9 protein-coding genes and 1 pseudogene are annotated in these 13,169 nt (G+C 42.5%); 4 read left to right on the top strand and 6 right to left on the bottom strand.

The features are described from left to right. Nucleotides 1-8: 8 nt before the first annotated feature. Complete coding sequence (locus QWZ13_RS16515; protein ID WP_290282740.1) at nt 9-185, bottom strand: hypothetical protein; 177 nt, start codon at nt 183-185, stop codon at nt 9-11. Between the two features lie 95 nt (nt 186-280). On the opposite strand from QWZ13_RS16515, the pseudogene QWZ13_RS16510 reads away from it, so the two are divergent. The 3 genes and pseudogenes from QWZ13_RS16510 to QWZ13_RS16495 form a co-directional block, all read left to right on the top strand. Beyond that, nucleotides 281-643, top strand: a pseudogene (locus tag QWZ13_RS16510) (pilin); the annotation flags it as partial. Between the two features lie 141 nt (nt 644-784). Beyond that, the gene (locus tag QWZ13_RS16505; protein WP_290282738.1) at nt 785-2,455 is read left to right on the top strand and encodes a PglL family O-oligosaccharyltransferase; all 1,671 of its coding nucleotides are present in this window, start codon (nt 785-787) and stop codon (nt 2,453-2,455) included. Between the two features lie 69 nt (nt 2,456-2,524). Continuing rightward, nucleotides 2,525-3,025 (top strand): pilin, encoded by a 501-nt coding sequence (locus QWZ13_RS16495; RefSeq protein WP_353958996.1) that lies wholly within the window; start codon nt 2,525-2,527, stop codon nt 3,023-3,025. Nucleotides 3,026-3,029: 4 nt separating this feature from the next. On the opposite strand, the gene nadC is transcribed toward QWZ13_RS16495, so the two are convergent. Next, complete coding sequence (nadC, locus tag QWZ13_RS16490; protein ID WP_290283400.1) at nt 3,030-3,827, bottom strand: carboxylating nicotinate-nucleotide diphosphorylase; 798 nt, start codon at nt 3,825-3,827, stop codon at nt 3,030-3,032. Further along, nucleotides 3,740-3,952, bottom strand: a complete 213-nt coding sequence (locus QWZ13_RS16485; RefSeq protein WP_290282737.1) for a hypothetical protein — start codon at nt 3,950-3,952, stop codon at nt 3,740-3,742. The genes nadC and QWZ13_RS16485 overlap by 88 nt, the downstream gene beginning before the upstream one ends. A gap of 90 nt (nt 3,953-4,042) precedes the next feature. Between QWZ13_RS16485 and ampE the strand changes: the two genes are divergently transcribed. Next, nucleotides 4,043-4,846 carry a regulatory signaling modulator protein AmpE gene (ampE, locus tag QWZ13_RS16480; protein WP_290282736.1) on the top strand — a complete coding sequence of 268 codons (804 nt, stop codon included), beginning with the start codon at nt 4,043-4,045 and terminating at the stop codon, nt 4,844-4,846. Nucleotides 4,847-4,864: 18 nt separating this feature from the next. On the opposite strand, the gene QWZ13_RS16475 is transcribed toward ampE, so the two are convergent. The 3 genes from QWZ13_RS16475 to QWZ13_RS16465 form a co-directional block, all read right to left on the bottom strand. Continuing rightward, a complete protein-coding gene (locus tag QWZ13_RS16475) occupies nt 4,865-7,357 on the bottom strand; it encodes an EAL domain-containing protein (RefSeq protein WP_290282735.1) in 2,493 nt (830 codons plus the stop codon). After that, entirely contained in the window at nt 7,302-7,571 is a 270-nt protein-coding gene (locus tag QWZ13_RS16470) for a hypothetical protein (RefSeq protein WP_290282734.1), read from the bottom strand. The genes QWZ13_RS16475 and QWZ13_RS16470 overlap by 56 nt, the downstream gene beginning before the upstream one ends. A 141-nt stretch (nt 7,572-7,712) precedes the next feature. After that, on the bottom strand, nt 7,713-13,127 hold the full coding sequence (locus QWZ13_RS16465; RefSeq protein ID WP_290282733.1) for a DUF6701 domain-containing protein: 5,415 nt from the start codon (nt 13,125-13,127) through the stop codon (nt 7,713-7,715). Nucleotides 13,128-13,169 lie beyond the last annotated feature (42 nt).

The following is a 13,169-nucleotide window of genomic DNA, read 5'->3' as shown; positions in this document are numbered from 1 at the left end:
CATGCTGCCTAACCTATACCTTTTGAATACTGATAGAGTATAGCGTAACTATATGAGGTGGCTACTACCGAGTTAACAGCTTTTTTGAGTGTTAGATTGAAAAAGTGCCCAAAATCGTCACTTCTCGCCGATAAGGGGTTAAGTTGGCACCGATTTATATGATTAAAGTGTCTTAATGCTTGCAAAAATCACGACTTAAAAGTTGGCACGCCCCCTGCATATTGGAATCAAGCGTGAAAATTAAGTGTTTTCACAAACTTAAAATCTTTGGAGATTTATTATGAAGAAACAACAAGGTTTTACCCTTATTGAATTAATGATCGTAGTAGCGATCATCGGTATTTTGGCAGCTATCGCTATTCCTCAGTACCAAAATTACATTGCTCGTACACAAGTTAACCGAGTTTTAGGTGAAATTTCTTCTTTGAAAACTTCCGCCGAAGAAACATTTATGCGCGGTGGTACTCCTTCAGGTGCCGCGTCTTTAGGTTTTACTAGTTCTGATCTAATGGATGGTGGTGTACCAGTTGTCAACTTCACAAACGGTGTAGGTTCGATCACTGCTACCCTCGGTGGTAATGCTAGCACTGCAATTAGAACTGCTACAATTGCAGTTTCTCGAGATGCTGACGGTATTTGGACTTGCGGAGTTTCACAGGGTTCTGCGACTGGTTGGGATGCTTCATTCGTTCCTCCAGGTTGTTAATCGCTGGTTATATTAATTAGTTGATTTTAGAGTTTAATATGCCCACCTTCTAGGTGGGCATTTTTTTGGATGGAAATCATGCGTAACGAAATCACGGAAGTCTCACCTTTTAAAATCTTTGCTTACATTTTGTTGCCATGTTTTTTGATTCCGATTCCTTCGGTAGGCGGAAGTGGATTTAGTATACCGCATAATGCAATCGTTCTAGTTGCCGTTGGTATTAGTTTGATGTTTATGGTTGTACATAAAAACATTAAGACTAGTAGCTTTTTTGTGCCCTTATTCATATTAGCTTTTTTTGCGTTCTTGCCAGCGACTTGGAATAATTCAGAGATTTCAACAGCAGCTTTAAGGTTATTCTTTGTAATAGTTACTTTGTTTTGGGTGTTTTTACTTCCTGATTTTGAAACTAAGCTTGGTCAAAATCGTATGCTAGCTACTATTTTGTTGTTGATAGTATTACAAGCTATTTATGGTTTAATACAATATTTCGTACTTATCCCATTCGAATTTCTCTTTGCAAGCAAGGGCTTTAGGATAGGCGGTGTTTTTTTACAACCTAATGTCCTGAGTAGTTTTCTTGCGACAGGCACAATCATTGCGGGGTACTTGTTAGTCACTGATATAAGAAGTACTAGTACTATACTATCAAAAATAGCCTTGGTACTTTTACCTGCCTCAATTTATTTGATTCAAAGTAAAACAGGAGCACTAGGGGTAATACTGGGGATAGTTGTTTTAACTCTCGGAATGCTGTTACACAAACAGAATAAGAATATTTTAGTGGTTCTCGGTTTATTTTTAATTGGAATCGTCTTAGGAGTATTGTTTCAGTACTTAGATCTAATATTGTTTGACCGAAGTCAAAGAGGTCTAGATTCGCATATCACCAGTAGTAATGCGCGCCTTGCATTTTACATGCAGTCAGTTTTGATTATTTTTGATAACCTTGGAGGGGTAGGTTTTGGAAAATTTAGCTATAATTTTTTATTAAGCTGGGTAAGTGATCCAAATGAGGTTTTTGGCGCTGATACTTTAGTGGCTAATTTAAAACACCCTCATAATGAGTTGTTATTTTTAGGTGTCGAAGGTGGCATTTTTACATTGTTTATTGTTCTTATAGCAATTTTACTGGTTTTTATTTCCGCTTCAAAAAATAACCCGAGAAATACCTTTTATTTGAAACTTTCACTCCTCTTACCGATCTCTGTGCATGTAATGCTCGAGTACCCTTTTTACCATTCATTTATTCACTGGGTATTGTTTCTTTTATTTATCAGACTATTTATTTCAAATAGAAGTTCAATGCCTATATCCAAGTTATATGTAGGGAGCGTTGGGCTACTTCTTACTATTTTTTCTATTACTGGTAGCTGGACTGTAGTAAAGCTTAATGAATTTAGGCGAGCTCCCTCTTCCGGCGGACAAGCGCTTACTCTAATTGTTAATCCTTGGGTTCAAAAAGCAGATCTTGATTATGCAATCCAAGTAACAAGTCTTAATTCAGCAAATCAAATTGGCATTGAAGATATGGTTAGGGCAGAGTTGATTGGTGCTTATGAAGTATTAGAAACGATGCCAGAAGTTAATCTCCTTTTAAAAATGATACAATCACATATATTGTTAGGAGAAACAAAGGAAGCCGTTAGACTTTTAGAGCTTATTAACACTGTATATTTAAGGCAATTGGGTCGTGAAGGACACGAATTGACTGTCAGTGAATTTACTTTACCCAACAATAAAAATTAGGTATTTATTTAGATACGAGGGTTGGCCTCTTTATTGCTTTAATAAATGCAATGTATTTGAGGGTTAATTATGAAGTTTTCTAATGCACAAGGCTTTACTTTAATAGAATTGATGATAGTAGTCGCAATTGTAGGGATTTTATCAGCAATCGCGCTACCTCAATATCAAAATTATGTTGCCCGCACCCAGTTAGCTAGGGCGTACAGTGAACTAGCGACTCTTCGTGCAGCAACAGAAACCTCTTTGATGAATGGTATTACTAGTCCTGTACTAGATGCTTCTTCTATAGGAGCGGTTAAAAGCTCAATAGCTACGGCACTTCCGACTTTATCATTTGCCTCTATAGATGGAGGGTATGGTGATATTCGAATGACGCTTGGCGATGCGTCGTCTACAAACCTGAAAGGTGTAATTATCATTCTTGAGAGAGAGCAGGGAGAAAGCTGGGGTTGCTTTGTGAATAACAATGCCTCTGAGGTAACCGGCGCTTGGAATGACAACTATTTACCTACAGGCTGCGTCCTAGAAGACCAAACCCACCCAATAGTAGGCGCTTTAGGCGACGACTAACCCATCACCCCAACCGCAAACTCAAATCCAACGCGGTTACATGCTTCGTCAAATTACCCACCGATACAAAATCAGGCAGGGTATTGATGATATCGTCAATCTTGTTTAAATCCATATTGCCTGAACTTTCCAGTTTTACTTTCTGATTGCTCATCTCAATGGCTTTTGCTGTTAACTCGGCATCAAAATTATCAAGCATGATCACGTCTACGGGCTGTTCTAGGGCTTCTTTTAGCTGCTCTATAGTTTCTACTTCTACTTCGATGCGTTTATCGGGCGCTACTTCTTGTGCTTTGGACACGGCTTGGGCAATACCGCCGCAGGCCGCTATGTGGTTCTCTTTAATTAAGAACATATCGTACAAACCTAAACGGTGATTTTGGCAGCCACCCACGTATGTGGCGTATTTTTGCGCTAAGCGCAGGCAAGGCAGTGTTTTGCGAGTATCGAGTACCACTATGTCTTTGCCGTTAACGGCCATGGCATATTGATTGGCTAAGGTGGCTGTTCCACTGAGCGTTTGTAAAAAGTTAAGCGCACAGCGTTCAGCGGTCAAAATTGCGCGGGTATTGCCCTTTATGGTCACTAATGTGTCATTGGGTTCAATGGTGTCGCCATCTTGTTTTGCCCAGGTGAGCTCAAGAGTCGGGTCAATTTGTCTAAATACTTCTTCAAACCACTCTCGGCCACACAAAATACCTTTCTCCCGCGTAATTACGGTAGCTGAGGCTGTTTGGTCTTCTGGTATGAGTTTGGCGGTGATATCGCCAGTGCCAATGTCTTCTTCGAGCGAAAACCGCACGGTACGCAGTAGGTGGTCTCGAAGTGTTTTGGCGTAAGGCATATCTGAAATAAACATCGGCAAACCTCAATTGGGCTAAAAATCGGCGCTAGTTTACGTAACTTTACGGCTAAACGCGATAGCAAAAAGAAATGACCGTCGGCATTTTCAATTTAGCTCGTTTGCTGCTTTAATAAGTGGCACATTAACAGCCTTTTTCTCGCTAAGGACAACCCATGGATTTTATTGCCATTATCGTCGCTTACCTAGTTTCTATAAGCCTTTCAGGCCATGGCGAACCGCTCACTGGTATTGTAATTGAATGGAGAGATTTTCTGCAAAAGCGGGGTTGGAACGCAAAAATTACCGTGGCTTTATTTGCATTAATTCCCACAGTGGTGCTTGCCTTGTTAACGGGTTGGAAACCCAGTGGCATTATTACCTTTGTTATTTCTGTCGGCGTGTTGTTGTTAGCCTTTAAATCGGGCGATCAGCCGGAAGTATTGGAAGAGTTCACTCGAAAGCAAGAAGCCGAAGACGATCAAGGTGCGTGGCAATTGGCCGTTGAAGAACTCGGGTTAGCCGCACAAATGTATGAGCCAGGCGATGAAGCGATTGAAGAGGGCGTACAAGCAGGTTTAGCCTATTTGTTTTTAGAGCGGTTCTTTGTGTCGGTATTTTGGTTTATTGCATTCGGTGCTCCTGGTGTGTTGTTGGTTTGGTTGATCAGTACTGCGCTCAATGATGACCAACAAAGTGATGTCTTTTTTCATCGAGTAAAACACGCACTGTATTGGATTCCGGTTCGTTTAATGACATTTACGTTAGCTTTGGTAGGGGACTTCAATCATTGTTTTTCTATTTGGCTGAAAGAAGTTAAAGATTTTGAGCGCGATGATCGAGTTTTACTGGTGACTTGTTTAAAAGCCGCTGTCGGCGAACGTTCAGTTGAACGGCTATTGCCTGATTCAATGACATTGTTGCGACGATCTCAGTACGCTTGGTTGGTTGCCTTGGCCGTCAATTTAATTCTAGGTTAACAGATGATTTCAATATAATTATTGGCTAGTCACAGGTAAAAAGTATTCAAACGCGTCAACTGGAAGGGGTTTTGCGAAGTAAAATCCCTGTGCCGTGGTTACGCCTTCTTCAACGAGCCAGGCTAATTGCTCTGGCGTTTCAATTCCTTCGGCGACGATATTCATATTCAAAGCCCGCGCCATATTAATAATTGCATCGCAAATTAATCGGTTGGCATTGTCTTTGGGGACACCGGCTAAAAACGATTTGTCTATTTTAATAATGTCTACCGGTAAATGTTTTAAATAGTTTAATGAAGAATAGCCCACACCAAAGTCGTCTATGGCGATCAAAAAGCCCATTCTTTTTAATGTGTGTAACTTTTCAATAATGTCGGTGCTGGTTGTAGCCATTATCGACTCGGTAAGTTCTAAGATCACAGAACCCTGTTTTATCGGTGTTTGTTTTATTAGTTTGCTCACCGAATCGATAAAGCCATTGTCTTTCAATTGGGCGATTGAAACATTCACCGTAATGTACTGAAAATTGCTGCTCTGATGTTGCCATAGCTTCAGTTGGTTCAATGCACTTTCTAATACCCAGATTCCTATAGATGGCATTAACCCCGCTTGTTCGGCTATGGGAATAAACCGATCCGGTGGAATTTTCCCAACGGGCCAGCGAATAAGTGCTTCAGCCCCTTTTGTTTGATGCGTGTTGACATCAAAAATGGGCTGATAGTGCAATTCAAAGTTATTAACTTTTACCGCGTTGGCCAAGCTCTGTTCCAGCTGCCATTTTCGTTGGACTGATTTTGCATTGTCGGTAGAGAAATAATCTAGAGTGTTTTTGCCGCTTTGGCGTGCATGGCGCATGGCCGCTATGGCGTTACTGATTAAACTGCCGGCGTCTTTCGAATCATGGGGGTAGGTTGAAATGCCTATATTTGCTGAAAGAGTGAGCTCGTGGTGATTTATTGTAAATTTTGCGGTCGTTCGATTAATCACTCGCTGAGCAATGGCCCGTAATTCGATAGGGTCTTGATACTGTTCGCAAATGACTAAAAATTCATCGCTAGAAAAGCGAGATATTAAATCTTCATCGCGTATTTCTTGCCTCAGGGCCGTGGCAATATGTTTCAAGGCTAAATCACCTAAGTGGTGACTGAACGTTTTGTTAATATTTCCGAGCCCGTTTATTTCGATCGCTAAAATGGCAACATTGGATTGGTGCCGCTTTGCCTTATGAATATCTTTGTCCAGTTGCTGTTCAAACAGCTGTCGGTTAGGAAGGCCTGTCAGTTTATCGTGGAGTTGCTGATGTCGCAGATGCTTTTCTAACTTAGCTTGTTCTGTAATGTCTTCAACGATAAAGTTTAACCCAATGATTTGATCGTGATCATCTAACCTAGGTTGTTGCCGAACACGAAACTCGTATTCTTGATGCGTTACCTGGTAGGTGAGTTTGTCGCCTTGTAAAGATGAATGAATATAGCTAACAATTCTAGGGTGGTTTACCAGGTGTTTGCGAACAGAATCGCCCACTTGCACATTAAATACTTCGAGGCTTTCAGATGCTCCTTTGCTCATCCACACGATAGTGCCCTCTACATCGGTTTCAACGATGAGTAGGTCTAATGCGTTGACGGCTTCGTGCACCAATTTTAACTTTCCGCCGCCAAGCTGAGACATGTTGTTTGACTGCAAGTTGTAAGCAGCTACTAACAGCAAAGCAAACAGTGGGATGGGAAGCAAAGTTAACCAATGGTTAAATGGTATAGCACTGCCAAGGATAAGATTTGGGTTGTCTAAAACATTCAGATAAATAGCCTGTGAATCGAGACTTTGATGATTCGCCCATAAGTTTGATCCGCTATCGATTAGCGCAAGCTGTTGATCGTTCAGAGCATGTGAGAACCAATAATCTAAGTTTAAACCCACAGCCAACAAACGTTTGTGCTGGTCTTGTTGAATCGGAATAGCCAAATAAAGGGATGAAGGTTGTTGTGAGTTAGAAAATAGGCTTATGGCGTTCTCGGTTGACGTTAAAAAGTGTCCTGACCAGACTGGTAGATGCCGGATGTTTTTTGGCAAAGCCGTCGGGTCGGTATCATCGGCGGTTGCTAAATAGCTTTGGTGAGGGTTGGCGGTGTTTATATCGAAATAGGTACCGTCGGCGTTAATTAACCAAACATTGGTTATCGCGTTTAGGTTTGGCAGATAGTTAGCAATGGAGCTAAATTCTAAATAATTAGCTAAGGGTAAGCGTCGCTGGTAACTTATTTGTGTCAGTTGGTTCGCGTAACTGAGCAATTGTTTTTCAAACTGAACTAACGTTTGCTTGGCTACTAATGAATTCGCTTTCTGATGCTGCTGCAAAGAAAAAGATATAAGGCCAGCGCTTAACGCGATAAACACAATGCCTAAGAGTGTGGCGAATAAATTTTGACGATTTAAGCTGATCAAGTGGACAAGTTCATTTAGAAAATAGGAACCAAGAGCATAGCGTGTGCGATTTAAATTGCACGCCAAATTTTATTGTCGAAAGATTCTCTCGGTCAAAATCTTGTAGAAAAATCTCGGGGTTGGACTGCCAGCAAAGTGACTGGAGAACCACAATGCTGAAAGGTAGAGAAGCCCTAGGCAATTCACAACCCCGATAAACCGGTATCATTGGAGTTATCCAAACCGGAGAGAGTGACTTTATAATAGAGAATCTTAATTTACCGATCTTGATCGAAATCAATAAAACAATAAGAACGATGGCATTTTTTGTTATGAAATGGCCTAGATTTCATAATTCAAAAGTACTGCAATAAAGTAATCGGCTCATATTGTTTAAGGTATTTTAAATTCCCCGCAGCCCGCAGCCCGCAGCAAAAAACATTTACCTAAACCCTGGGCGAGTAAATAAAATTGGCTGTCGACCTTGGTATTGCCCAAACAAAATAATGGTTGATGCGGCTGAAAGTTCACTGGCTTCCAAAACGCCATTATTGTTCGCGTCTCCGTCCCAATACCAGGTTAGCCAACTTGGTATTTGAGCATTGGCCTCCAGTAAGCCTTGTAAGCTTGTTGAGCTATTCACACTCAACTGACCGAGCCCGTTGACCATAGAAGTGCCAGTACCCGCTGGACCAGAGAATGTGCCATCGGCTAAATCTGCAGTGCTGGTTCCACTGGCAGGGCATCCAGAAATAGTGCATAAACCACTGTTATAGTTTAAGCCCGTTATGAGGCTGTTGTTGATGTCCGATTCTGTTGTTTGTACGCTGAATATCGGCTCAGAGCCTGAATAGCTTGATAAGTATTCTAATGTAACGGGAATGTCAGCATCTTGATCGGTGCCATTCACCTGGCTGGGTAACACTAGGCGACCAAAGTAGAGTGATCTATCGGCGATATCGGCCGTAGTAGTTTCGCAACTGCCCGAAGCTGACGACTGAACACAAATTCCGTCTTCATCCGTTAAGGCGTCGGTAGTAAGCAATAAGTTACCAATGGTTTGCAAGACATCATCAGCCGTTGGTCCGGTGGCGTTTCTTGCCCAGTTTACGTTGGTAAAATCGCCCGTAAGGCGGATAGTGCCATCAAAATCACCGTCATTACTGACTGTCCATGCCAATGAACTTGTTAAGTCACCGCCGGTTGAGGACTGGCTTGAATCTTTTTCAAGGCTGTCTGTTTTGTTGCCAAAATCAACATAGTTGCCCACGTAGTTTGTTAAAACGTTACCGTTTATATCATAGGCAACCACATCATAAGTTAAGCCCGTTAGGCTTGTATCTTGGCCTTGATAGATAGAGCTGCCATCTCCCCAAGTTGCGGTATTTGGATTCACTTCCGTTACCTGCAGATAGGCTGGCGTAAAGCGGCCCGTGCTAACGCTGTTACTGACAAGGTTGGTTCCAAAGCCCATAAAATCATAAATTTCGGCAATCAGATTAATATCACCTACTTCGCTATAAGAGATGCCATTTCCTGTTAAGAAACTAATGCCATCTAAAGAGCCATTGCCGTCGGTATCTATGCCTTGCCATTGGCCACCTGAAGAAGCGCCCACACTGTCTCCTGTTATATTGCCCGTCGTTCCACCTATTGGGCCAGCAAGTGTCGTGTTGTCCCATAGTACATTATGTAAGCCGGCTACTCGCCCAAAGCTTGAAACAGGGTTGCCATCAGAATCTAATGCCTGCAATGTGGTGGTGAAGTTTTCACCTGCTTTTGCAAATGGGTCCGTACCATTGGGGGCATTGCCACTTGCGTTAGCGACAGAGGCAATGGCCAAGCTTGCGGGGCTGCTTAAAAGGCGTAGATTGCCCGTAATAAACTGTGAGGTTGGATTGCCATCTATGTCTGTTAATTCGTAAGACAGTGATAAGTTCTGCTCACCAATGTCAGTTGCTTTTAGTCTAAAGTTCGCTAGAGAATCGGCTGAAAACACCACCGGGTTACTCTGGGTAGCCAAGCCGCCTTCTAAGTTTTCAGGGTTTGGCAGGGGCTCATCATTCACTGAACCATTGGTCCATTCAACTTTTTCACCTGGGTAGCATGAGTTTGGCGTTGTGCAGGTTGTACCCATGGTAATGTCTTTTGTCGAAGCATTTGAAAACAACGGTACACATACATTTGTGTTCGGATCCGATTCCACTACCTGCACTTTAAGGTCGGCTAAAAGGCCGGCCGTTACATTCACACGGCTGATGACTGAATTAGTGGAATCTAGAAACTGAAAACCAGAGCGTGCAAATGTCATGCTTGGGTCATCATTTCTTGGTGTTGTTGGCGCGTTGCCCGACTGTTCTGAAACCGCTGAATTGTACAGAGCATTGAAATTCAATGTTTGGGGCTCTGTATTCGCATAGGTCAGCACGACTACCCCCGAATCGCTGGTGGTGAAAGTTACTGTTGCCTGCCCATTATTTGCACTGCCGTTTGTTACTTTACCTGCACTGGAGTGTGACCAATCGCCATCCGACGTGCTAACACTAAGATCAACGTCTCCGGCGAAAGTAGTAAATACAGTGCCATCAGAATTTCGTGCCGTTAAGGTGATCGACTCCGTTGCGCAGTTAATGCCATTTCCATCGTGGCTGAAAGAAAAATGGTCTGGCCCACTGGTGGGTGGAGTACACTGCGGCACGGTGCTTACTTCGATATCTACATTATCAATGACAAAATACTCATCATTACCATCATAACAGCACTCGGTACCGCCGGCGTTTGAAGAATCAATGAAAAATCGAAAGCGGGTATTCGAAGACATAAAACTGGAAATGTCTATATTGGCTGTTCCAGATGTTAGCCCTGAAAAAACTTGTAAGTCGACCCAGCTGCTGCCATTGAAGATTTGAACCTTAGCTTCATCCTGCGCATCCACATTTCCGCGAGCCGCATAATCAAATGTGAGGGTTGCTTTATCATAAGCTTGTAAATCTAGATTTCGCTCAATCCAAACGGGGCTATTAGCGTTGCTGCTACCAAACAAATGCAAACGATCTAAATAAATACTGATAGGACCATTCGAAGGCGAATTTTGTGTCTCTGCTTCTGATTCAATCCAAGGTGCAGTGAAATTTAACGTGCCATTGTTACCAGAAAAGGAACCTGAATCATCAACGATAATTTCAACATCTTCGATTTCTAGAATTTCGTTTGCAGGACCATAGCAACAGGTTGATCCTGGTTGGTCTACGATTCTGAAACGTATTCGAGTGTTGGATGATATGAACGCAGAAATGTCATGTGACTTCGGTTTCCAAGAAGGAATGTCATCTGTATAGGTCACTAATATTGTCCAAGTAGCGCCGCCATCATCCGAAACTTCAACCACTGCAGTATCGTTTGATTCCACTTCGGTGCTCTGAATAGTATAACGAAGGCTTGCGCTGGTATAACTACTCAAATCAACTTCGCGTTCAGCAGAACTTTGAATGAAGGAACCACCTGAAGTATCGTTTCCGGTCAACTCTAAATGCCCGTTATTAATTCGAACATCGCCTCCCGTAGCTTGACTACCCCCAACGCGATCAGATTCGATCCAATCGGTTGCCCAATTAAGACCGCCACGACCATCGTTGTTAGAATAGGAAACAGTTTCAAACTCATCGCGATAAACCAATGCACTGTTTTGAAACTCGTCTCTGAAGCTGCCTTGAATAACTTCATTGGCTGTAAAAGTAACTGTAGGGTCATAGCTTGATGATTCAGAAAGTGATCCATCGGTGACATTAAAGTTTACCGTTGTGTCGTTTGAATCATAATTAGCGTAAGAAATTTCAATTCGACCATTATCCGATGGCTCGAATTTATAAGTTGCGGTTCCATCGCCATTGTCCGTAAAACTGCTTGCGTTGGTGCCTGTCACTAGCCCCCAAAATTCAGGTCCAGTAGATGCGGTTGTGGTGGAAAAGGTGACTGTTTTATCGTAACCCGTGATTAGGTTGCCTGCACTATCGCGTATTTCAATAGCAATGGTTTCATCTTGGCATGTCTGAGCCGTGCCACTGTGTATGATTCTGAATTGTGGCGGGGGTTCACAAACGCGAGCAGAACCATCTAAATTTTGATTGTTCTTCTGAAGATCATTGACCTTGGCTACCTGTTCTGGTGTTAAAATAGAATCAAACACAACAAACTCATCAATAAGTGCGTTTAAATACACCAAAGAACCGCCGGAATCTTCTACTAATCCAATCCATTTAAACAAATAAGTGACATCGCCTGTTTCAGAGGTGTAGCTGTGATCGAGCGCACCGTCAATATACACATTCGTTTCACCAGTGGTTGAATCCCAACTTGAAACGACATGATGGTATCGGTTGTCATTGATCGTCGCACGTTTATTCGATGTACTGGTTTGCGTATTGCCTTTGGTGGTCGAAATTTTTCCGTTTTGATCAAAGTACCCCCAGAAAATATCGTCACCACCTCCGGCTTCTTCATAGCCAGTGACTACAGGCGTTGTCCATGGGTTTGCTGTTCCAGAATAACCATTGGGGGTCTTAATCCAAAAGCTTAACGTTGAGGTTGTTCTTAGTGGGCCTAAGCCGGGGGACTCAATGTATTGATCAATACCGTTTAAATTGGCCGCGCTACACATGACAGCATCGGTCGATGTGGTCGTATCTGAGGCGGCATCAGCGGTGGCATGGGTGGAGTTGCCGGAGCTGTCTTTCACTTCGTTGGGCGAACCAAACCAATGGGTTTCGTCAAAGCGATATTCTAATGTGGGGCTTGGTACAATAATCTGTGGGGTAATGCACACATCATCAATGTGCCAGAAATCACCATTAACTTCATTGGCCGTTCTTAAGCGTAATTCAAAAGCGAAGTTGCTGTGAATTACATTACTGCCTAACGGTATATTAATGTTATAGGCTTGACCATCTGTGCCTTCACCTAAAAGCGAACCCCTGTATATCCAGGTCGATGTATTGTCTAAATAGTAAAGATCGAAGTGTTCACCGGCGTCCGGCCTCTCACTCGCTGTGCCTAGGCTATTAGTTCCCCTTCGAATCCAGAACGAAATATTGACCGATGAATAAGATGCCGGTGATAAGTCAAAATTATTTGAACGGACACGTACGTCGCCGCTTCTCAATGTCAGTGAACCGGGGCTTGAATTCACTAAGGCGGTATTATGGCTGATCTCGGCAACGCCATTTGCTGAAGTTGTTACCGGCCAGTTCGGAGGAATGCCTAAGTCAAATGATTCACAATATTGTGGGCTAACTGTCGGGGTAATTTGTTGGCAGTTAGCTGCGAAATTGCCACCAGTAGCGGTACAAGTCCCGTATACATAACCACTGGCGAAATTAAATTGCTGACTCGTAGTAATATTACCTATCACTGTAGCATTATTGTTAAAAGTGATAGAGCCGTTTGACTGAATGTTGCCTTCCCATTGTAGATTGTTCCGAATGTTAATTAAGTTTTCACTAAATAGGTTGGCTCGGGCAGCAATATTGTCAAAGTTACCAACGACTCGGTTTGAAGTGCGAATAAACAGCTTATTACTACCTGTAAGGTTTATAGAAATACCACTACCAGAAAGTAACAAATCACCCTCTATTATCCAAACAAGGTTATCTTGAGAAATATTGACAATATCATTTAAGCCAAGGGTGACAGTTGTTGAACAAGTTAAAACATTGGTTGCGAGTGAGCAGTTGTTAAATGGGCCAGTACCCGCGTCATCTGGTAATGTGTAAGTAGCAGCGAAGACCATTCCTTGCATTAATAAAAGTATGCCTATGGCAATAGCGCGTGTAGTCTTCATTGCTCGCATGTTACTGATCATTTAAAAACTCCAATAAATGTTTCATATCTACACTGCTTACTA

Origin of the sequence: Reinekea marina (assembly GCF_030409715.1) — a bacterium.
Taxonomy (GTDB): Bacteria; Pseudomonadota; Gammaproteobacteria; order Pseudomonadales; family Natronospirillaceae; genus Reinekea; species Reinekea marina.
This window is presented reverse-complemented; position numbering and strand designations above follow the sequence as displayed.